The organism is Agromyces sp. NPDC057865 (assembly GCF_042796995.1).
Classification (GTDB): Bacteria; Actinomycetota; Actinomycetes; order Actinomycetales; family Microbacteriaceae; genus Agromyces.
In genome coordinates this window covers 319,027-340,156 of record NZ_JBHVMJ010000001.1, presented here as the reverse complement: position 1 = coordinate 340,156, position 21,130 = coordinate 319,027, and the positions used below count along the sequence as shown (strand labels likewise).

Genomic DNA, 21,130 nt, shown 5'->3' with positions numbered 1-21,130 from the left:
TCCTTACGCCGGCGTGATGTGGTGCGCCGGCCGGAACACGTCTCCCGGATCGACGGCGGCCTTGACCCGCTTGAGGCGCGCGAGCGTCTCGGGCGGGTAGATGATCGCGGTGACGTCGTCGCCGAACTCCTGCGTGAAGTTGGAGTAGTGCCCGACCGTGTACGAGAGCGGCTCGTCGACGACGAGGCGCACGGCGGCCACGTCGGCTTCGGGCGCGTCGAGCGGCAGCAGACTGTTGACCATGAAGAAGGCCTGGGCGTCGCGGTAGGCGACCGCGGTCGCGTCGGGTGCGACGCGTGCGTACGCGCCCCCGAGCGCGCGCAGCATGACCATGGTCGGCGCGGGTCCGCCGTAGGCGCGCTCGGCCGCGGCGAGGAGCTCGTCGGAGAGGTCGGCGACGAACCCGTTGCCGCCGACGAACTGGAACGGCGGACGACCCGGCGGCGCCGCTTCGAGCAGCTCGGCATACGCGACGGGGCCGAGCGACACGTCGGTGATCGACGGCAGCGAGAGCAGCGGCTCGAGCATGCTGCGGAGCTCCTCCTCCGTGCCGCGGAGCGCCACGGCGAGCTGCGGACCGGCGGGGAACTCGGGCATGATCGCGGGCATCACGATCAGCGTGGAGTTGAGCTCGTCGGGGGAGGCGATGGTCACGTCGCGCCAGGCGCGCAGCACCTCGCCGACCTGCGACTGGTCGAAGTGCAGGTGGCCGCCGACGAGCTCGCCGACGGGCGAGGCCTGCAGCACGAAGCGGGTGGCGATGCCGAAGTTGCCGCCGCCGCCGCGGAGCGCCCAGAACAGGTCGGGGTGCGACTCCGCCGTGACCGTGAGCACCGCACCGGCGGCCGTGACGAACTCGATCTCGCGCACGAGGTCGATCGTGAGGCCGTGCGTGCGCACCAGCCACCCGATGCCGCCGCCCAGCGCGAGCCCGCCGACGCCGACGTCGAGCGTGTCGCCCGACGTGATCGCGAGGCCGTGTGGCGCGATCGCGGCGGCGACGTCGCCCCAGTGCGCGCCGCAGCCGACCCGGACGAGGTCGCCGTCGAGCAGTTCGACGTCGGAGAACTCCGCGAGGTCGATGACCGCGCCGCCGGTCGCGGGCATGCTCCCGTGGCCGCCGCTGCGGACGGCGATGGAGAGGTTCGCGTCGACCGCCGCGCGCACGGCGGCCGCGACCTCCTCGGCGGTGGTGGGGCGGAAGACGACCTCGGGGTCTCCGGGGCCGTAGAAGACGGTGCGTCCCTCGTCGTACTCGGTGGAGCCGGGCCCGAATGCCCGGCCGGGAAGGCGTTCGCTCAACTCTGAGAGGATCGACATGAGGGGCAGTCTGGCAGCGGCCCCCGACATCCGTCACCCGTGCTCGCTGCCCGCGAACGGCGGATTCCTGCCATCGGAAGCCGGCCGCGCGCCCGCCGGGCACCGCCGCGCACCGCGCCGCAGGCCGCCCCTACTCGCCCGTCGGGTGGGCCTTCGCCCGGTCGATGACCCACGCGTACGCGAACGCGCGCTCGCGCCACGCCGAGTACCGCCCCGACACGCCGCCGTGCCCGGCCGCCATCTCGGTCTTCAGCAGCGGGTCGGCGCCCGCGTCGCGGAGTCGCGCGACCCACTTGGCGGGCTCGACGTAGAGCACGCGGGTGTCGTTGAGCGAGGTGACCGCGAGGATCGGCGGGTAGTGCCCACCCCCATTGGTGTTGCCGTGCACGTTCTCGTACGGCGAGTACGACTTCATGTACGCGTAGACCTCGGCGTCGTCGAGCGGGTTGCCCCACTCGTCCCACTCGATCACGGTGAGCGGCAGCGACGGGTCGAGGATCGACGTCAGCGGGTCGACGAACGGCACCTCGGCGAGGATGCCGGAGAAGAATCGCGGTCCCATGTTCGCGACCGCGCCCATGAGGAGGCCGCCCGCGCTGCCGCCCTGGGCCACGAGGCGGTCGGGCGCGGTGACGTCCTCATCGATGAGGTGCCTGGCCACCGCGACGAAGTCGGTGAAGGTGTTGCGCTTGTCGAACTTCTTGCCGTGCTCGTACCAGAGCCGGCCCATCTCGCCGCCGCCGCGCACGTGCGCCACCGCGAAGATCATGCCGCGGTCGAGCAGCGACAGGCGCGGGATGCCGAACGCCGGGTCGATCGAGTGCTCGTAGGAGCCGTAGCCGTAGAGCAGCGTCGGCGCGGGCACGCCGAGGTCGACGAGGTCGTCGCGGTACACGAGCGAGATCGGGATCCGCGTGCCGTCGTCGGCCACCGCCCACTCGCGGCGCTGCGAGTACCGCGTGGGATCGTAGCCGCCGAGCACGGGCTGCTGCTTGCGCAGGCGTCGCTCGCCGGTCGCGATCACGACGTCGTACACCGTGGTCGGCGTCACGAAGCTCGAGAACCCGATCCGCAGGCTCGGCTGCACCCAGTCGGCGTTGCTCCCGATGCCGACCGAGAACAGCTCCTCGTCGAACGACAGCTCGTGCAGGGTGTCGTCGGGCGTGGCATCCGCCGGCAGCCCGGCCGCCGGGACCTTCGCCACCGCGACCCGGGGGAGCCCCTCGCGCCGGTACTCGACGGCCACGAAGTCGCGGAACGCGTCGACGCCCTCGAGGCGCACGGCGGGGTTGTGCGGCAGCAGCATCCGTCGCGGGCCCTGCGGGTCGGATGCCGCGACGCTCACGAGCTCGAAGTTCACCGCGCCGTCGTTGTGCACGACGAGCAGGCGGTCCTTGCCGCCCGCGACGACGTGCTCGACGTCGTACTCCACGCCGTCCTTGCGCGGCCAGACCACGCGGAACTCGCCCGCCGGCTCGTCGGCGTCGAGCAGCCAGGTCTCGCTCGTGACGTTCGAGCCGGCCTCGATCATGAGGAACTTCCGGCTGCGCGTGACGCCCACCCCGAGCCAGAACCGCTCGTCGGGCTCGGTGAAGACCGAGACGTCGTCGGATGCCGCGGTGCCGACCTCGTGCCGCCAGATCGTGTCGGGGCGCCACGACTCGTCGACCGTCGCGTAGAAGAGGTAGCGCCCGCTCGGGTCGAACACCGCGCCCGCGGCCGTGCCCTCGATGACGTCGTCGAACTCGCGGCCGGAGCCGTCGAGCGAGCGCAGGCGGATCGTGTACCGCTCGTCGCCCTCGACGTCGATGCCGTAGAGCAGCGTCGACCCGTCGCCGGTCACGTCGAAGCTCCCGAGCGCGTAGTACTCGTGGCCCTCGGCCTCGACGTTGTCGTCGAGGAGCACCTGCTCGCCGGGGAGGCGCTCGAACGAGGCATCCACCAGCTCGTCGCCCGTGGTCTCAGGAAGCACGGGCGGCTCCCAGTCATCGCCCGTCGCCGGCACGCGGCAGTGGATGCCGTACTGCGCACCCTCGACCGTGCGCGTGAAGTACCACCAGTCGCCCTCGCGTGTCGGAACGCTCAGGTCGGTCTCCTTGGTGCGCGCCCGGATCTCCTCGAAGAGCTGCTCCTGCAGCAGCGAGAGGTGCTCGGTGCGGGCCTTCGTGTAGGCGTTCTCCTCGTGCAGGTGGGCGAGCACGGCCGGATCGTCCTTGGCGCGCAGCCACTCGTACTCGTCGACCACCACGTCGCCGTGGTGCTCTCGTTCGATCGGTCGCTTCTCGGTCTTCGGAGGAGTGAGCACGAGTCCACGCTACGCCCATGCGCCGACCCGGTTCGAGGGCGTGGGCGGATGCTGCGGGTGCGGCCTGAAGCATCTGAGGCACCTCAGGCGGCCCCAGGCGATCCGGTCCGCGGTGGAGCGGGCGAAATAGGGCGATCGTCCGATGGGTGACGGATGCCTCAGCGCGCACGCTGGGGTCACCAGCCACCACAGGAGAATCCCATGCAGCTCTCGGCCGACTTCACGTCGCTCCACGGCCACCGCGCCGACGCCGCGCGCGGCGAGCGGGAGCTCGAATTCCGCCGCATCGCCGAGGAGCGCCGAGCGCTCGAGGCGCAGTCCGCTCCCGAGGCGCCGGCCGCGCCCCTTTCGCACCACCGCCGCGCTCGCCGCACCGCGCGGCTGGCGCTGCGATGACGGAGACCGGAGCCCGCCCGGCCTCAGTCGGGCAGCTCGCGGATCTCCCACCGGTCGCCGTCGACGGGTTCCAGCACGCCGCGCACACGCTCGCCGTCGCGGATCGCCTGCCACCCGATCGGCGGCAGCTCGCCGCCGACCACGTCGGTGGTGCCCGAGAAGGTCGGCGACTCGTACCCGGCGCCGACGAGCGCCTCCTCGCGGGCGCTCGCGTCCCAGAGGCCGGACATCGACCAGGTCATCCACGCGGCCGCGAGTCCGCCGATCACGAACAGCGCGTAGCCCGACTCGCGCATGGTCTTCGAGCGGTAGTGGCCGCCGACCGCTGACGCCATGATGGCCACGACGAGCGCGATGCCCGGGAACACCAGGGGCCACGGATTCCACGGCGTGATGGTCACGACCTCGCTCAGGACCACGGCGTCACCCCGTCTTCGTCCAGTCGAGGTTGATGAGATCGCCGATGTAGACCGTGTCGCCGTAGTCGTGGATCTGCGGGTTCATGCGGAGCAGCTGCTGCTGCGGCAGTTCGAAGCGCTGCGCGATGTCGAAGAAGCTGTCGCCCTCGACGACGGTGTAGCTGAAGGGGACGCCGTTCCCGTCGAGCACGGGAGTGGCGGTGGCACCGGGTCGGGGACCGGTGTCGTACGCCGGACCCCACTCGACGACCGGCGCGGGCGCATTGGGCACGGGCTCGGGAGCGACGGGCTCGGGCTCGGCCGCGGGCGGGGCCGTCGTGGCCGGCGGCGGCGTAGGGGTGGCCGTGACGGTCGCGAAGACGGTGACCGGGGGCGGGGTCGCGGCGGGCTGCGCGACGCAGCCGCTCAGTCCGACGATCACGGCGATCGCGCCGATCACGCCGCCACCGACCAGCGCCGACCTGCCGAGTCCTCTCCCCACCGAGCCTCCCCATCGACGTGCCGAACGGCGCGTCAGCATCGGGCGCGCCGCTCGCGCCAGCCTATCGACCGTCCCGGGAAGCGCAATCCCTGGGGCGACGGATCCGCCCGCGCCGGGAGCCGTTCAGCCCGCGGCGAGGACCGCCGCGCGGATGCGCTGCAGCCCCTCGACCAGCTGCGTATCGGAGACGCCCGCGTAGCCGATCACGATGCCCGGCTCCTCCTGGCCCGGCACCGCCGAGTAGTCGGCGAGCGGCGCGACGGCGACCCCCTCGGCCTCGAGCCGCGCGAGCACGGCAGCGGATGCCGCGTGGTCGGGCAGTCGCACCACGGCGTGCAGCCCGCCGTCGAGCCCGCTCAGCGGTGCGCCGGGCAGCCCGTCGAGGGCGTCGAGCACGAGCTTGCGCCGGTGGGCGTAGTCGCGCCGGGTGCCCGCGATGTGCCGGCGCACCGAGCCGCTCGCGAGCATGGCGGCCATGGCGTCCTGCTCGACGCCGGGCACCGGGCACCGGTCGTCGGCGCGCATGGTCGCGTACGCGTCGCGCAGCTCGGCGTTGTCGGGCAGCACGAGGTAGCCGAGGCGGAGCCACGGCGTGAGCACCTTCGAGAAGCTCCCCACGAGCACCGCGCGGCCCGCCTCGTCGAGCGACGCCAGCGCGGGCAGCGGCGGGCCGAGGTGCCGGTACTCGCTGTCGTAGTCGTCCTCGAGCACGATGGCACCGGTCTCGCGGGCCCATTCGAGCAGCTCGAGGCGGGCCGCGACCGGCAGTCGCCCGCCGAGCGGGTACTGGTGGCTCGGCGTGACCATGACCGCGTCGGGCGGGCGGGGCATCCGTCGCAGCGCCTCGACGACGACGCCGTCGCCGTCGACCGGAACGGGCACCGTGCTCGCGCCGTGCAGCTCGAGCGTGCGCCGCGCCGACGGGTAGCCGGGGTGCTCGACCGCGATGACCGGCGGGCGACCGAGTGCGACGGCCAGGGCGGACGCGCTGAGCGAGAGCGCCTCGCTCGTGCCGGCGGTGACGACGATGTCGTCGGCCTCGCACGCGACGCCGCGCGCCATGCGCAGGTGGTCGGCGATCTCCTCGCGCAGGCGTGGCATGCCGAAGGGCCGCGGCGACTCCGACGGGATGTCGCGGGCGGCCGCCTCGCGCCACGCCGAACGCCAGGCGCGGGTGTCGATGCGGGACGTCGAGGGCCGGCCCGGCAGCAGGTCGATGCGGGGTGCGACCCGCTCGCCCACGGGCCGCGCGAGGCGCTCCGTCACGCGCGACACGCGTCGGACATCAGGCCGACCCTCCTGCGGCCGGACGCCCGGCGTGACCGCCGTGCCGACGGCCGCAGTGGCGACGGATGCGGCGGCGTCGTGCGGCGCGAGATCGGCCACGCGCGTGGGCGCGCCCTGCCGCATCTCGAGGTAGCCCTCGCCCGCGAGCTGCTCGTAGGCGCCCACGACGGCGCTGCGCGAGACACCGAGCTCCGACGCGAGCCCACGCGTGGAGGGCATCTGGTCGCCCGCCCGGAGTGCGCCGCCGAGGATGCCGCGGCGCAGCCCGTCGACGAGCTGCACGCCGATCGGCAGGCCGCCGCCGCGATCGATCACGAGGATGGGTCCGTCCACGGCGCCCTCCGATCCGCTCGACTGGACTGCCGGATGCTGCGAGAACTGGTCTGCACGGCGAACCAGTATGGTCGCGAGACTAGCAGCGTGACCATGACGAACACCACCGCCCCCCGCCGCATCCGCCGCCTGGCCGAGCGCCAGACCACCGATCGCGACGAGCTCTTCGAGCTGCTCGACACCGAGCTGGTCGGGCACCTCGTGGCCGTGGCCGACGGCACGCCGATCGTCGTGCCGATGGGCTTCGCACGGGTGGGGGAGCACGTCTACGTGCACGGCTCGACGGGCGGCGGCTTCGCGCTCCGCGCGGCGGCCGAGCGCTCGACGGTCGCCTTCTCGGTGACCGCCCTCGACGGGCTCGTGTTCGCGCGGTCGCTGTTCGACAGCTCCATGAACTACCGCAGCGCCGTGGTCTACGGCGTGCTCGAGCCGGTCGACGACGAGCAGGCGGATGCCGCGCTCCTCGCGCTCTCCGAGCGGCTCATGCCCGGCCGGTCCGCCGAGGTGCGCGCGATGACGCGCAAGGAGACGGCGGCCACGCGCGTGCTGCGGCTCGCCCTGGACGACGTCGTCATGAAGCGGCGCGCGGCCGGGGCATCCGAGGACCCCGACGACGGCGAGGACCACGCGGTCTGGGCCGGCGTCGTGCCCCTCGGACGCGCTTGGGGTGCGCCCGAGCCGTCCCCGCTCACGCCAGAGGGGACCCCGATCCCGGATTCCGTGCTCGCCCTGACGACCGGGCGGGGACGGGTCGACAGACTGCTCTGATGGAAAGGAGGTGCGCGATGTTCGCGACCTTGCTCGTGCTGGGCCTGCTCGCCGCTGCGGCGATCACGACCTCGCTCGTGCAGTTCCGGCGTGACGGCTACCACCGTACGCCGACGCTGCTGCACTGAGCCGACACGACCCGACGAACGACCGCGCCTCGCCGATCGACCCCGTCGACCGGCACGCCCGGGCCCCCTGCCGCCCGGGCGCCGCAGGCACCTCAGGTGCCCTGCGTCCCACGCTGCCCGGAAATAGGGCGATCGCCCGATGGGCCCCGGGTGCCTTAGCGCGCACGCTGAAGGCATCCGATCGGAAGCATCGGACCGACTCAGGAGGAATCATGCAGTTCTCGGCAGACTTCGTCGTCATCGGCTCGCACCGCGCCGACGTGCTCGCGGCCGAGCGCGAGATCAGCCGCCGCATGGCCGCCGACGAGCGCGGCTCGGATGACGCGGGGGCGTCGCCCGCGCCGGTCGCCCACCGCGTCCACCGCCGCCGTCGCGCGCACCGCCGTGCGCCGCAGCTCGCCCTCCTGTGAGCCTCGCAGCCGCCATGCGCGGCGATGACGTCCTTCGCGGCGCCGTCGGATCCGTTCCCGGTCCCGACGGCGCCGCGCGCGGTGTCGGCGGTGAGTGGCACCATGAGAGGGTGACCACGTCAGCGCCGGCCATGATCGGCCGCGATGCCGACCTCGCGATCCTGAACGAACGCCTCGCCGAGGTGCGCGCGGGCGCGCCCTTCACCGTGATCATCGGCGGCGAGGCGGGCATCGGCAAGACACGGCTGATCCGCGAGTTCGAGGCCGGCCTCCCCGACGACGTCCGCCTCCTCGCGGGCCAGTCCGTCGACCTCGGCAGCGTCGCGGCGCCCTATGCGCCGGTCAAGACCGCACTGCGCACGCTCCTCGCCGAGGTGGGGGCCCAGCGCATGCTCGACGCCGTCGGCCCCGGCCGTGCGGCGCTCATCGCGCTGCTGCCCGAGCTCGTGTCCGACGCGGCATCGGTCGCCACCATCGTGCCGCCCGTCTCGCCGGTCGCCGCCGGCTCCGCCACGGGCCAGCTGCACGAGGCCATCGCGGTGCTGCTCGAGACGTTCTCGCGCGACCACCCCATCGTCTTCGTCATCGAAGACCTCCACTGGATCGACGCGGCCAGCCTGGCGCTGCTCCGCTTCCTCATGCGCGCCCTCGGTTCCAGCCGCGTGCTCACGGTGCTGAGCTACCGCACCGAAGACGTGACGCGGGGGCATCCGGTGCGCGACTTCCTCTCCGAGGCCGAGCGCGACCGCTGGGTCGAGCGCCGCGAGCTCGGCCGGCTCACCAAGGCGCAGGTCAAGAAGCTCACGCGGTCGCTCATCGTCGACGAGGTGCCGAGCGAACTCGTGCTCGACACCGTGTTCCGCCGCAGCGACGGCGTGCCGTTCTTCGTCGAAGAGCTGGTGGGCATCGACGGATGCCGCGAGGAGGGCCTCGTTCCCGACACGCTGCGCGAGCTGCTGCTCGCCCGCTACGAGCGACTGCCCGAGCCGGCGCAGGGGCTGCTGCGACTCATCTCCACGGGCGGCGTGCGCATCTCGCACACGATGCTCGAGGCGGTCTACACGGGCACGGCCGACGAGCTCGACGCCGCCGCCCGCCAGTGCGTGCTCTTCGGCGTGCTCACCATCGAGGGCGACGACTACGCGTTCCGGCACGCGCTCGTGCGGGAGGCCATCCTCTCCGACCTGCTGCCCGGCGAGCGTGCGCGGTTCCACGCGCGGTACGCCGAGGCCTACGAAGCTGCCGCTGCGGCCGGCGCTCGCCGGCTCGCCGCCGAGATCTCGTACCACTGGCTCGGCGCCCACGACGCCGCGAAGGCGTTCCCGGCCACGATGCAGGCCATGCGCGAGGCGCGCGCCGCCGCCGCCTACGGCACCGCCGCCCAGCTCGGCGAGCGGGCGCTCGGGCTGTGGGATGTCGTGCCCGACGCGGCCGCGCTCGCGGGAATGAGCAAGCTCGAGCTCATGGGCCGCACGGCCTCGCACCTGCGCAATGCGGGCGAGGGCGACCGCAGCCTCGCGCTCGTGAAGGCGGCGCTCGCCGAGTGCCCACGCGACGATCCCAACTACCCGCGGCTGCTGCGCGACAAGGGGCTCTACCTCGCCAACGTCGGCAAGCCCGGCTCGGTCGCCGTGCTCGAGGAGGCGCTGGCCGCCCTCGACGCCCGCGGCGACACCGGGCCCACCGAGCTCCGCGCGACCACCCTCACCGCGCTCGCCGGCCGGCTGATGATCGACGGGCGACTCGACGACGCCGTCGAGACCGCCGATCGCGCCCTGGCCGTCGCGACCGAGATCGGCTCGGCGCGCTACGCCTCCATCGCCACGAACATCGCCGGCATCAGCCGCGCCGACCGGGGCGACGTCGACGAGGGGCTCGCGCTCCTCGAGCGCGCCCGCGAGCTCGCCGACGGCGACGGCGCAGCCCTGCTCCGCTACTGGGTGAACGCGTCCGACCAGCACTACCTCGTCGGGCACTACCACGAGGCCGTGCGGCTGGCCGAAGAGGGGCTCGCGCAGGCGCGCGCGCAGGGCGTCGAGCGCAGCTCGGGCGTCATCCTCGCGTCGAACGCCGTCGACCCGCTGTTCGCGCTCGGGGAGTGGGAGCGCGCCGAGGAGCTCATCGACCGTGCCCTCGCGCTCGACCCGCCGACGCCGTTCACGGTGTACCTGCTGCGCGCCCGCATCTGGGCCCTGCTCTGGCGCGGCGAGACCGAGCGCGCCACTCGGCTCTGGCACAGCTCTCGCCCGTCGATGGCGGCCGTCATGGAGGTCGAGATGCAGACGCGCCTCGGCGTCGGTCGAGTCGCCGCCGAGATCGCCCTCGCCAACGACGACCTTCCGGCCGCGTGGCGCGAGGTGCGCCCGCTGCTCCACGAGCGGCACGCGCCACTGGCGGGCTACGCGCTGCCGTTCCTCTGGGTCGCCGCACGCGTGGTCGCCGCGGTCCGCGCGCGGCCCCACGCCGTGAGCGAGGCCGTCGCCGCCGAGGTCGCCGACGCCGTGCCCGAGTTCCGCGCGCTGCTCGAGCAGCTCTCGTACTGGCCGACGCAGCCGGTGTGGGCCGCCGTGTTCGACGCCGAGCTCGCCGAGGCATCCGAGGGTGCCGGAGCGGGTGACGCGGGCACCGACGTCGCGGCCTGGCGTGCCGCCGTCGAAGCAGCGGCCGCTCCCGAGGCGCCCGGATTCCTCATCGCCTACGCGCTGCTGCGCCAGGGCGAGGCCGAGCTGGCGGGCGCCGACCGCGCGGCCGCGCGCACCTCCCTGCAGGCGGCGCTCGACGTCGCCGAATCCGGTGGGGTCATCGCCGTGCACGATCGGGTCGTGCGGGTCGCCGCGGCGGCCGGTATCGCGCTCGACGGCGTGGGCGGCGGCGCGGGGCTGGTCGCGCCCGAGACCGGGGTCGCCGGAACGCCGTCCGACGCCGACGTGCTCGCCGCGGCGGAGCTCACCGCTCGCGAGCGGCAGGTGCTCGAGCTCATCGCCGAAGGCCTCAGCAATCGCCAGATCGGCGAGCGGCTCTTCATCAGCGGCAAGACCGCGAGCGTGCACGTCTCCGCGATCCTGCGCAAGCTCGGCGCCGCCACGCGCACCGAGGCCGCCTACCGCGCGGGCGCCCTGCGCTGAGGCGCCGCTCGCCCGCAGGGCGAGCCCCGCGGCATCCGTGCGCACCTCGCCTCGTACGCAATTCAGGTTCGGAGGTGTGTCGTCGCCCGGATCATCGGCGTGTCGCCACGACACGCCGATGGGACACCTGAATTGCGCACATCAGACCAGAGCCGAGCGCGTCGCGCCCGTGCGCAGCGATCAGGCGGCCGCTACTTCCACTCCCAGTACTCCGACGTGGTCGTGCCGTCGGCGCCGACGCCGTACTCGAACAGCACCAGCACGTCGGCCAGCCGGGCCCATTCGTCGGGCACCGTCTGGTAGCACAGCGACCCGCGGTGACTGGCGGCGCCGCCCTGGTCCGACCGGCCGAGGCCGTGGCCGGTCCACGTCGCGGTCCGCCCGTCCTCGGTCGTCATGATGCCGCGGCCCTCGCTGTACTGGGTCCCGTCGGGACGGACGACCGTCAGGTAGGTCCCGACGTCTCGGACGCTCACCCCGAGGAACGTCCCGGTCGCCTGGAACGACGTCTCCAGCTTCATATGTCCGTCGTCGTCGCGGAGCACGCGCTGGTACGTGACGCTCCCCGTGATCTCGCCCAACCGGTCACCGAGCATGATGTCCCCCTTCTCGTTCGTCCCCGCTACTTCGCCGGCTGGAAGCCGCGCGCCACCTCGATGAGCAGGCGCGCGCCGAATCCCGTCGCGCCCTTCGACCGCCAGGAGTCGTCGGCCTCGGACTGCATCGTGCTCGCGATGTCGAGGTGCGCCCACGGCGTCTCGCCGACGAACTCCGCGAGGAAGAGCGCCGCCGTGGTCGCCCCGGCGTACGGACCGCCGATGTTCGCGAGGTCCGCGACATCCGAGTCGAGCTGCTTGCGGTACTTCTGCTCGAGGGGCAGCTCCCAGACGCGTTCGTCGGTGGTCGTCGCGGCATCCTTCACGAGCCGGATCATCGTCGCGTCGTTGCCGATCACGGCCGCGAGCGCCGGGCCGAGCGCCATCAGCGACGTGCCGGTGAGCGTGGCGATGTCGACGATGGCGTCGACCCCTTCCTCGTTCGCGAGCACGAGCGCGTCCATCATCACGAGGCGGCCCTCGGCGTCGGTGTTCTTCACCTCGACGGTCGTGCCGCCGTGGGCGGTGAGCACGTCGCCGAGCTTGTAGGCCGACCCCGACGGCATGTTGTCGGTGCACATGAGCCAGCCGGTCACGGTCGCGGTCGCCCGCAACGCGCGCAGCGCCGTGAACACCGCGAGCACGGATGCCGCGCCGCCCATGTCCATCTTCATGAGCAGGTGCATGGGATCCGACGGCTTGAGGCTGATGCCGCCGGAGTCGTACATGATGCCCTTGCCGACGAGCCCGAGGTGACCCGAGGACGCGCCGGGCGGGGTGTAGCGGAGCTTGATCATGCGCGGCTCCTCCGCGCTGCCCGCGTTGACGCCGAGCAGCCCGCCGCAGCCGAGGTCGATGAGCTGCTGCCGGTCGAACACCTCGACGTCGAACCCGAACCGGCGGCCGAGCTCGACGGCCACATCGCCGAGGTCGGTCGCCGTCAGGTGCCCGGGCGGCGTGTTCGCGAGGTCGCGTGCGATGGCGGCGGCACGCGCGGTCACGACCCCGGTCGTCACCCCGGCGGATGCCGCGGTGCGGTCGACGCCGTCGAGCAGCAGCTCCACGCGCTCGAGCGGCGTGTCCTTCGGCTTCCGCTGCAGCGCGGAGTACCGGTACCGGGCGAGGATCGCGCCCTCGGCCAGCGCCTGGGCGGCGGCCGCGGCATCCGTCGACCCGATGGTCGGCACCCGGAGCCCGATTCGTGCGTACCGCGAGGTGGCGCGCGTGAAGGCGGCCGCCGCGTCGCGGAGCGCCGCCGCGCCGAGCTCGGCCGACGCGCCGGCGCCCACGAGGACGATGAGCGGCGTGCCCGGACCGGGGAGCGCCAGCACCGTGCCGGGCTTGGCCTCGAACCCGGCGCGCGCCTGCGCCTCCCGGTCGATCGGCACGCCGGCGGGCAGGTCGCCGTCGCTCGACACCAGGACGCCGATCGCGTCGAGCTGCTGCTCGTCGAGTTCGTCGACCACCGCGACCGCCGGGACGGCGTCGAGCGAGGGGACCGCCGTGTAATCGTCGGGGATGAGCTTGGCGGGGTTGCGCGTCATGAGCGCCTCCTACGTGGATGCGACGGTGCAGACGGGTCTCACTGTATTGCGCATGGGTCCGGCGGGGAACGGGCCGGCGGGTCATCCGACATCATGAGGAGATGGCCGGAACGAACTCGGAGCACGCAGGGGAGCGGCGTGAGGAGCAACCGGCGCGACGTCGGCCGAGCATCCGCGCTGTCGCTGCAGTCGCCGGCGTCTCGCCGACGACGGTCTCGCACGCGCTCAGCGGCACCCGGCCGGTGCGGGCCGAGACGCGGGAGCGCGTCGTCCGTGCCGCGGCGATGCTCGGCTACACGCCGGATCGCGTCGCGAGCGGGCTGCGGCGCCGGCGCACCGGCGTGATCGGCCTCGCCAGCGATCGCATCGCCACGACGCCCTTCGCCGGCCGCATCGTGCAGGGCGCGCAGGAGGTCGCCCGCGAGCGGGACATGGTGCTCATGGTCGTCGACTCCGAGGGGGACGCCGGACTCGAGGACGTGCAGTTGCGCACCCTGCTCGACCACCGCGTCGACGGCATCCTGTTCGCCCGGATGTCGCACCAGGAGGTCGAACGACCGGCGGCACTCGGCGACACGCCCGCGGCGCTCGTCGACGGGGTTCCGGCGGGCGGCTGGCGGGTGCCCGCCGTCGCGCCCGACGAGTCGGGGATCGCCGCGACCGCCGTCGCCCGCCTCGTCGCCGCGGGCCACCGCCGCATCGCCATGGTCACGACGATGGACGCCGGACCGGCGAGCCGCGGCCGGGAGGCCGGCTTCCAGGCCGCGCTCCAAGCCGCCGGGCTCGAGTCGTCGCGTGCACCGATCGAGCGGGGCGGCTCCGATGCGTCGGGGGGACGTGCCGCCGGACGCCGGCTGCTCGACCGCACGCCCGAGGAGCGGCCGACCGCGGTGTTCTGCTTCAACGACCAGATGGCGATGGGGGTGTTCCAGGCGGCATCCGACCTCGGCCTCGACGTGCCGCGAGACTGCTCGGTGGTCGGCGTCGACGACCTCGAGATCGTGGCCGCGGCGCTCGAGCCCGGGCTCACGACGATCGCGCTGCCGCACCGTGAGATGGGTCGCTGGGGCATGGCGACGCTGCTCGATCGCATCGACGGCTCGACGACGGATGAGCCGGAGCCGGTCCTGCTCGCGTGCCCCCTCGTCGAGCGCGGTTCGGTCGCCCCGCCGCCCTTCGCTGGTTGAGGAGCGCCCGGCGGAGCCGGACGCGTCTCGACACCCGATGTTCGGGCAATCGGGTTTCGAGACGCCCGCTGCGCGGGCTCCTCAACCCGCGGAGCCGAGCCGTTCCACCGGCGCGACGGCGAACGGGGCGAGCCGGAGCGAGCGCAGCTCGGTGGCGCCGCCCACCGACTCCACCGCGAGGCCGTTCGCGCCCGGCGCCCCGAACACGAGGCTCGAGAGCACCTGCTCGCCTCCGTTCACGAACACCTCCACCGACGACGCGTCCACGATGACGTCGAGGGTCACGACCCCGTCTCGCAGGGGTGCGGAGGCGGTGCGCACGGCGCGGTACGCCTCGGGCATGGTTGCCGCCGCGGCATCCGCGTCGCGCGCGACGAACGCGACGCCCGACGCGAAGTCGACTCCCACCGTGGCGAATGCGCCGGATCCGTCCTTCACGCGGAACCGCACCTCCGACGCCGGGTCGGCCGGGTCGGGCGCGACGTCGACGCGGAGCCGGTAGGCATCGGACGACGGCTGCGGCAGCGAGGTGCCTGCGTCATCCGTCACCCGCTCGTCGTCGACGGTGCGTGCGCCCCCCTCGAGGTCGGACAGTCTCGCGACGGGTGCGGAGACGAGCGTCGGTCGCCCGTCGACCGTGCGCAGCGCGAGCTCGCGCACGACCGAGTCGCTGCCGCCGTGCCAGTCGTCGGTCGGCAGGTCGCCGGCATAGGCCCAGTTGTTGAGCCAGCCGATCGCATACCGGGAGGCGAGCCGCTCGGGCTCCGGCAGGCGCGGGTCGTCCCAGGTGACCGCTGCGTAGAAGTCCGCGCCACGGTCGAGCCACGACGGGTCGGCGGATGCCGCCGTGAACCGCTCGCCGTCCCACTCGCCGGTCCAGTACGCCGTTCCCGTGGTCATGCCGTGCTCGGCGCCGTTGACGCCGGCCACGAGCACCCACGTGGTCTTCGACGGGTCGCCGTCGAGCGACATCCGGAACAGGTCGGGGCATTCGAGCACCCCGAGGTCGTCGCGCTCGAAGCCGGACCGGAAGGTCCAGTGCTTCAGGTCGGGCGACGTGTAGAAGCCGAGCTTGTGGCCTTCGGCGAGCACCATGAGCCATTCGCTGCGGGCCTCGTCCCAGACGATCTTCGGGTCGCGCCAGTGCGGCGCGCCGGGGTTGTCCATGACGGGGTTCCCGTCGTACGGCTCGAAGCGGAAGCCCCCGTCGGTCGAGACGAACAGCGACTGCCGCTGCACGCCCTCGTGCTGCTGGGTCATGATCGCGATCACGGCACCGGCTCCGAAGCCCGCGGAGTTCGCGGTGTCGACGACGGCGCTGCCCGTCTCGATGTCGCCCAGGCCGTTCGCGTACTTCTCGATCGCGACGCCCTCCTCGCGCCAGTGCACGAGGTCGGTCGAGGTCGCGTGGTACCACTCTGTGCCGTTCCCGTCGGGGAAGTCGGCGTTGTACAGGTAGTAGTAGTGCCATTGACCGTCGAGCCAGAACGGCCGTTGCGGGTCGTTCATCCACCGATCGGCCGGCGTGAGGTGCACGGCGGGCCGGTAGGTCGACCAGTCGGCCGGTCGATCGAAGCGGCCGGCGTCGGGGCTGCCGGATGCCCCGGGGCGCGCGTCGGGCGCGCGGCCGGCCGGCGGCGCCAACGCGACGACCATCAGCACGGCGACGGTCGCGACGACGGCCGCTCCGGCCGCGATTGCCCACATCATGGGCCGCCGCCACCCGGGCGTCGGCGCGGATGTGCCCGTATCCGGCCGGGGGCCGGGTCGGTGTGTTCGGTTCATGATCCTCCGTCGTGGTTCGCGCACCGCATCGACCAGGGCTTCGCCGGAGGGCGGTCCGAGGAACGGGCGGCGCGCCTTCGCAGCGGTTCTGTTCTGGGAGGAGCGCAAGCGCCACTCGAGGAATCGCTGGCCACGCTAGCGAGACACAAATCGATTTGCAAACTCCCGCTTCGTGTTCCGATCCGTGGAAGCGCGACCATCCGCGACGGGCCGCCGATCCAGAGATTTCGATGCGAATACATCAGGGAATCGCGGCGGAAGTCCGCCTTGACATCGTTGTCAGTCTGCGCATAGGTTCCTGTGCCGGGGGAAGTGCAACGCCACGTTCTCGAGGACCGACCGGGCCAGAGGCCACCGGTTCCGACGAAAGCGAAGAACGTGAATCCATCAGACCGTGCACCGCGCATGCTTCGAGCACGCGGTCACGCCATCCGCGGAGGCGCCCGAAGGTTCCGGGCCGCCGCACCGCGCCAGGACTCCCGACCGCTCGGCTGATGCCGACGGCTCGGGCCCGGCACGGATGGCGCGACCGCACGTGAGCGACCGCAGATCCGCGACCGCGGATCCGCGACCGCGCACGCCGCACCGCGGCATCCGTGCCGACCTCGCCGCCGCATCGGCGGCGCGGCAGCACCCACCGGAACGGACCCGCCGCACGGCGGCGTCCAACTACCATCGAAAGGCGACGAACATGTCGACAACGACCCGGCGCACGAATTGCCCGATCATCGGAGGGATCGTCACGGCCGGCGCCGTGGTCGCGACCCTCTTCACCGGCACGGCGGCCGCGCAGGCCGCGCCCGACGAGCTGCAGCCCGGCCCCGAGCCGACCGTGCACACGCAGGAGGCGTACGCGCCCGATGCCGATTTCACGGCGAAGTGGACGCGAGCGGACGCCCGCCAGCTGCAGCGGCTGAGCGACCCCGACGCCCCGTCGCGGGAGAACTCCATGCCCGCCGCGCTCACCATGCCGGAGGTCCCGCAGGACTTCCCCGACATGTCGAACGGGCAGGTCTGGGTCTGGGACACCTGGCCCCTGACCGACGAGGACGGCAACCAGTACAGCGTGAACGGCCAGGAGATCATCTTCTCGCTCGTGGCCGACCGCAGCCTCGGCTTCGACGACCGGCACGTCTTCGCGAAGATCGGCTACTTCTTCCGGCCCGCCGGAATCCCGGCCGACGAGCGCCCTGAGAACGGCGGCTGGACCTACGGTGGACTCGTCTTCAAGGAGGGCGTGACCGGCAAGATCTTCGACGACCAGTCGTACAGCCACCAGACCCAGTGGTCGGGCTCTGCGCGCATCTTCAAGGGCGGCGAGATCAAGCTGTTCTTCACGGATGTCGCGTTCTACCGTGACGCGGCCGGCAACAACATCAAGCCGTACGACCCGCGCATCGCGCTCTCGGTCGGCAAGGTGCACGCCAACAAGCAGGGCGTGAAGCTCACGGGCTTCGACACCGTCACCGACCTGCTGCAGGCCGACGGCACGTACTACCAGAACGGCGAGCAGAACGAGTTCTTCAACTTCCGCGACCCGTTCACCTTCGAGGACCCGGCGCACCCGGGTGAGACCTACATGGTCTTCGAGGGCAACTCGGGCATGCCCCGCGAGTCGGCGCAGTGCACGGCCGACGACCTCGGCTACCGCGAGGGCGACCCGCACGCCGAGACCGTCGAGCAGGTCAACGCCTCGGGCGCGACCTACCAGATCGGCAACATCGGCCTCGCGAAGGCGAAGAACGACGAGCTGACCGAGTGGGAGTTCCTCCCGCCGATCCTCTCGGCCAACTGCGTGACCGACCAGACCGAGCGTCCGCAGTTCATCTTCAAGGACGGCAAGTCGTACCTCTTCACCATCAGCCACCGCGGCACGTTCGCGAACGGCCTCGACGGTCCCGAGGGCGTGTACGGCTTCGTCGGCGACGGCATCCGCAGCGACTTCCAGCCGCTGAACGGCGGCTCGGGCCTCGCGCTCGGCAACCCGACGAACCTCAACTTCCTCGGCGGCCAGCCGTTCGCGCCGGACTACAACCAGCACCCTGGCCACTTCCAGGCCTACTCCCACTACGTGATGCCCGGCGGCCTGGTGCAGTCCTTCATCGACACCATCGGCACGCACGACGACTTCGTGCGTGGCGGCACGCTCGCGCCGACCGTGAAGATGGACATCGGCGTGGGCGGCGACCCGACGAGCACGGCCGTGGACTACTCCTACGGCAACGGCGGGCTCGGCGGCTGGGCCGACATCCCGGCGAACCTGAACGTCAACAACGGCGGCAAGCTGAAGTAGGCGATCGAACGACGGATGCCCCGGGGTACCGCTCCCCGGGGCATCCGCTCGCCCGCCCTCAGGCGCTCACGGTCGTCTCGGCCTCGACCGACCCGAACGCGTAGCGCAGCGCTTCCCGTCGCGACATCCCGCGTCCGCGCTCGCGCGCGGCCTCGAACACGCCCGCGTACTCGGAGGCGAGTACGCGTTCGACGATGGGGCCCGACGTGGCGTAGGTGCGCTGGTCGACGCTGCCCGTGCGGGTGCGCATCGTGTCGACGGCGCCGAGGAGCATCCCCGCGCGTTCGAGATCGCCGAGCACCACGGCGCAGGCGGCGAGCCCCTCGACGGCGTGGCCGACGCCCTCCTCGTTGCCGAGCTCGAGGGTCAGTTCGAGGTGACGGGCGAAGAGCTCGGGGCGGACCTCGCCCATCGCGAGCTTGGCCCACCCGGCATTCGTGTACTCGATCATCTCGACGAAGCGGTCGCCGATGCGTTCCGCGATGGTGATGACCTGGTGGAAGATCTCGAGCGCCTCGACCGGGCGGCCTCGCATGAGCTCGATGCTGCCGAGCTGACCGCGGAACAGGGCGTTGAACGTCGAGTCGTCGTCGGGACCGACGAGATCGAGGGCCTTGCGCTGGAGCTCCTCCGCGCCTTCGAGGTCGGGACTCGAGGCCGTGGCGCACGCGATGCCCTGCACCGTCAGCGCAGCGCCCTCGCCGAACCGGTCGCCCGCCGCGCGGAACAGCTCGGCCGCCTCCTGCAGTGGCCGGCGGTCCACCTCGGTGCCGCGATGCGACAGCGCGACCCACGACGAGAAGGTGATCGCGATCGCACGGCTGCGGTCGGTCAGCGGCACGCCCGTGTCGAGCAGCCGGTCCATCCAGGTCTTCGCGACCGGCAGCTGGTTGCGGATCCACCAGTAGAGGAGCACGCGCCAGATCGCGTCGGCGACGATGTCGACCTCGCCGACGGCGATGAGGTGCTTGTAGCCCGCGCGCACGTTGTCGCGCTCGGCCTGCAGCCGCTCGACCGTGGCCTGCTGGGTGAAGCCGCGCAGGAGCGGCTCGGCCTCGGCGGCGAGGCGGACGTAGTACGTCGCATGGGCCATGCGGACCGCGTCGGCATCGGGCTCGCGCCCGAAGCGCAGGGCAGCGAGCTCGCGCACCGGCACGAGCATCGAGAAGAACGAGACGCCGGCGACATCGTGCTGCCGCAGCAGGCTGCCGTCGACGAGCTCGAGCAGCGTTCCCGGCAGGTCGACCGCCCACGGCTCCTCGCCTGCGACGGCCTCGACGGCCTCGAGGCTGAAGTCGCCGGCGAACACGCCGAGCCGCACGAACAGGGCGCGCGCGAACGGCCCGAGCAGGTCGATGCTCCACTCCACGGTCGCCCGGATCGTGCGCTGGCGCTCGGGCATGTCCCGGTCGGACGTGGTCAGGATGGGGAGGACGTTGTGGAGCTTCTCCAGCATCGCCGTGGGCGTGAGCACGCGGATGCACGCCGCCGCGAGCTCGATCGCGAGCGGCACGCCGTCGAGCGCGTCGCAGATGCGCGCGATGTCCTGCGCGTTCTCGTCGGTGAGGTCGAACCTCGAGTCGGCGGCGTGCGCGCGATCGACGAACAGGCGCACCGCCGGCGCGTCGCCGATCTCGCCGAGCGTCCCGCCCTCGGGGTCGTCGGGCAGCCCGAGGGGCTCGACGTCGAACACCTGCTCCCCGTGGACGCGCAGCCGAGTCCGGCTGGTGACGAGCACGGTGGCGCCCTGCAGTTCGGTGAGCAGCGCAGTGACCTCGGGTGCCGCGGCGACGACCTGCTCGAAGTTGTCGAGCACGATGAGGTCGCGCCGACCGCGCCGTGCGACGGCCAGCCGCTCGATCGTGGGCGCCGTGCCGTCGTCGCGCACCCCGAGCTCACGGGCGACGGCGGGCAGCACGCCCGCGCCGTCGCGAACGTTCGCGAGCGGAACGAACGTGACCCGGTCGAACCGCTCGCGGGCCTGCCGTCCGGCCTCGATGGCGAGCCGCGTCTTGCCGATGCCGCCCGGGCCGACGAGGGTGACGAGCCGGCGGGGCTCGTCGCCGCCGAGCCACTCGTGCAGCGTCATGAGGTCCGTCTCGCGGCCGAGCACCTCGTCGGGCGAGACGGGCAGGTGATCGGCGGCGTCGTCTGATGTGCCCGAGTCGACCGCCGTCGGGTCCACGGCGTCGTCCGTCGCCGGCGCCCGCGATGCGTCGAATCGCTCGGCGAGCAGCGTCGCGAGGTCGCCCTCGATGAGCTCGGTGAGCTCCTCGGCCGTCTCGAAGGTCTTGTACGAGGTCGAGTCGTCGCCACGGATCTCCTCGACGAGCTTCGCGAGCCGTTCCTCGCGCTCGGCCGGCTGCTTCAGGTAGATGAGCTTCGGCATGTCGCGGGGCGCCAGGCGGTACTCGTCCTCGAGGCCCGAGAACTCCTCGTCGGGTGCGATCCAGCCGTACTCCTGCCAGTAGAGGCCGACGAAGACATCGCTCTGGTCGAGGTAGGCGCGGTAGAGCTCGCGCGGCGGATGCGGCCGCGCCCCCAGCTCGAACATCACCGGGGCGAGGTGCAGCCGCTCGATCGCCGTGCGAGCGGCCCGGCGTTCGGGGTGCAGCTCCTTCAGCGTCGAGCTCACGAAGACCCGCAGGCGCTGGTCGGGCGTGCGGATGCCGCGCACGTCCGCAGCACCGCTCACCATGACGGCTCCCTCGACCACTGGGTGCATCCGCAGCGACGCCCCATGCTGCCATTGT

At 72.6% G+C, this 21,130-nt stretch carries 15 protein-coding genes; 6 read left to right on the top strand and 9 right to left on the bottom strand.

The window, feature by feature from the left end:
- Nucleotides 1–3: 3 nt before the first annotated feature.
- Nucleotides 4–1,320, bottom strand: coding sequence for an FAD-binding oxidoreductase (locus ACFVN5_RS01465; RefSeq protein ID WP_376952859.1), 1,317 nt, complete (start codon nucleotides 1,318–1,320; stop codon nucleotides 4–6).
- Nucleotides 1,321–1,450: 130 nt separating this feature from the next.
- Complete coding sequence (locus ACFVN5_RS01460) at nucleotides 1,451–3,625, bottom strand: S9 family peptidase (protein WP_376952858.1); 2,175 nt, start codon at nucleotides 3,623–3,625, stop codon at nucleotides 1,451–1,453.
- A 201-nt stretch (nucleotides 3,626–3,826) separates the two neighbouring features.
- Between ACFVN5_RS01460 and ACFVN5_RS01455 the strand changes: the two genes are divergently transcribed.
- Complete coding sequence (locus ACFVN5_RS01455; protein ID WP_376952857.1) at nucleotides 3,827–4,021, top strand: hypothetical protein; 195 nt, start codon at nucleotides 3,827–3,829, stop codon at nucleotides 4,019–4,021.
- 23 nt (nucleotides 4,022–4,044) lie between these two features.
- Here the strand turns inward: ACFVN5_RS01455 and ACFVN5_RS01450 are convergent, their stop codons facing one another.
- The 3 genes from ACFVN5_RS01450 to ACFVN5_RS01440 form a co-directional block, all read right to left on the bottom strand.
- Entirely contained in the window at nucleotides 4,045–4,440 is a 396-nt protein-coding gene (locus ACFVN5_RS01450) for a hypothetical protein (protein WP_376952856.1), read from the bottom strand.
- A gap of 4 nt (nucleotides 4,441–4,444) precedes the next feature.
- Complete coding sequence (locus ACFVN5_RS01445) at nucleotides 4,445–4,921, bottom strand: LysM peptidoglycan-binding domain-containing protein (protein WP_376952855.1); 477 nt, start codon at nucleotides 4,919–4,921, stop codon at nucleotides 4,445–4,447.
- Nucleotides 4,922–5,044: 123 nt separating this feature from the next.
- Entirely contained in the window at nucleotides 5,045–6,541 is a 1,497-nt protein-coding gene (locus tag ACFVN5_RS01440; protein ID WP_376952854.1) for a PLP-dependent aminotransferase family protein, read from the bottom strand.
- 93 nt (nucleotides 6,542–6,634) lie between these two features.
- Here ACFVN5_RS01440 and ACFVN5_RS01435 point away from each other — a divergent pair, with 93 nt between their 5' ends.
- From ACFVN5_RS01435 to ACFVN5_RS01425, 3 genes are all read left to right on the top strand, one after another.
- Entirely contained in the window at nucleotides 6,635–7,309 is a 675-nt protein-coding gene (locus ACFVN5_RS01435) for a pyridoxamine 5'-phosphate oxidase family protein (RefSeq protein ID WP_376952853.1), read from the top strand.
- 340 nt (nucleotides 7,310–7,649) lie between these two features.
- Nucleotides 7,650–7,847, top strand: a complete 198-nt coding sequence (locus ACFVN5_RS01430) for a hypothetical protein (RefSeq protein ID WP_376952852.1) — start codon at nucleotides 7,650–7,652, stop codon at nucleotides 7,845–7,847.
- Between the two features lie 110 nt (nucleotides 7,848–7,957).
- Nucleotides 7,958–10,972 (top strand): AAA family ATPase, encoded by a 3,015-nt coding sequence (locus ACFVN5_RS01425; RefSeq protein WP_376952851.1) that lies wholly within the window; start codon nucleotides 7,958–7,960, stop codon nucleotides 10,970–10,972.
- 191 nt (nucleotides 10,973–11,163) lie between these two features.
- On the opposite strand, the gene ACFVN5_RS01420 is transcribed toward ACFVN5_RS01425, so the two are convergent.
- Both ACFVN5_RS01420 and ACFVN5_RS01415 read right to left on the bottom strand, forming a co-directional pair.
- On the bottom strand, nucleotides 11,164–11,568 hold the full coding sequence (locus ACFVN5_RS01420) for a hypothetical protein (RefSeq protein WP_376952850.1): 405 nt from the start codon (nucleotides 11,566–11,568) through the stop codon (nucleotides 11,164–11,166).
- A gap of 26 nt (nucleotides 11,569–11,594) precedes the next feature.
- Complete coding sequence (locus ACFVN5_RS01415; protein ID WP_376952849.1) at nucleotides 11,595–13,112, bottom strand: leucyl aminopeptidase; 1,518 nt, start codon at nucleotides 13,110–13,112, stop codon at nucleotides 11,595–11,597.
- A gap of 101 nt (nucleotides 13,113–13,213) precedes the next feature.
- Here ACFVN5_RS01415 and ACFVN5_RS01410 point away from each other — a divergent pair, with 101 nt between their 5' ends.
- Nucleotides 13,214–14,299: a LacI family DNA-binding transcriptional regulator gene (locus ACFVN5_RS01410; protein WP_376952848.1), complete on the top strand. Its 1,086-nt coding sequence runs from the start codon at nucleotides 13,214–13,216 to the stop codon at nucleotides 14,297–14,299.
- Nucleotides 14,300–14,380: 81 nt separating this feature from the next.
- Here the strand turns inward: ACFVN5_RS01410 and ACFVN5_RS01405 are convergent, their stop codons facing one another.
- Nucleotides 14,381–16,009, bottom strand: coding sequence for a glycoside hydrolase family 32 protein (locus tag ACFVN5_RS01405; protein WP_376952847.1), 1,629 nt, complete (start codon nucleotides 16,007–16,009; stop codon nucleotides 14,381–14,383).
- A 766-nt stretch (nucleotides 16,010–16,775) separates the two neighbouring features.
- On the opposite strand from ACFVN5_RS01405, the gene ACFVN5_RS01400 reads away from it, so the two are divergent.
- A complete protein-coding gene (locus ACFVN5_RS01400; protein WP_376952846.1) occupies nucleotides 16,776–18,377 on the top strand; it encodes a glycoside hydrolase family 68 protein in 1,602 nt (533 codons plus the stop codon).
- A gap of 58 nt (nucleotides 18,378–18,435) precedes the next feature.
- Here the strand turns inward: ACFVN5_RS01400 and ACFVN5_RS01395 are convergent, their stop codons facing one another.
- Nucleotides 18,436–21,093 carry an ATP-binding protein gene (locus tag ACFVN5_RS01395; protein WP_376952845.1) on the bottom strand — a complete coding sequence of 886 codons (2,658 nt, stop codon included), beginning with the start codon at nucleotides 21,091–21,093 and terminating at the stop codon, nucleotides 18,436–18,438.
- Between the last annotated feature and the right edge of the window lie 37 nt (nucleotides 21,094–21,130).

Coding starts and splice junctions, on each gene's coding strand:
- ACFVN5_RS01465 (WP_376952859.1), bottom strand. CDS start 1,320: ATGTCGATCCTCTCAGAGTTGAGCGAACGCCTTCCCGGCCGGGCATTC.
- ACFVN5_RS01455 (WP_376952857.1), top strand. CDS start 3,827: ATGCAGCTCTCGGCCGACTTCACGTCGCTCCACGGCCACCGCGCCGAC.
- ACFVN5_RS01435 (WP_376952853.1), top strand. CDS start 6,635: ATGACGAACACCACCGCCCCCCGCCGCATCCGCCGCCTGGCCGAGCGC.
- ACFVN5_RS01430 (WP_376952852.1), top strand. CDS start 7,650: ATGCAGTTCTCGGCAGACTTCGTCGTCATCGGCTCGCACCGCGCCGAC.
- ACFVN5_RS01420 (WP_376952850.1), bottom strand. CDS start 11,568: ATGCTCGGTGACCGGTTGGGCGAGATCACGGGGAGCGTCACGTACCAG.
- ACFVN5_RS01415 (WP_376952849.1), bottom strand. CDS start 13,112: ATGACGCGCAACCCCGCCAAGCTCATCCCCGACGATTACACGGCGGTC.
- ACFVN5_RS01410 (WP_376952848.1), top strand. CDS start 13,214: ATGGCCGGAACGAACTCGGAGCACGCAGGGGAGCGGCGTGAGGAGCAA.
- ACFVN5_RS01405 (WP_376952847.1), bottom strand. CDS start 16,009: ATGATGTGGGCAATCGCGGCCGGAGCGGCCGTCGTCGCGACCGTCGCC.
- ACFVN5_RS01400 (WP_376952846.1), top strand. CDS start 16,776: ATGTCGACAACGACCCGGCGCACGAATTGCCCGATCATCGGAGGGATC.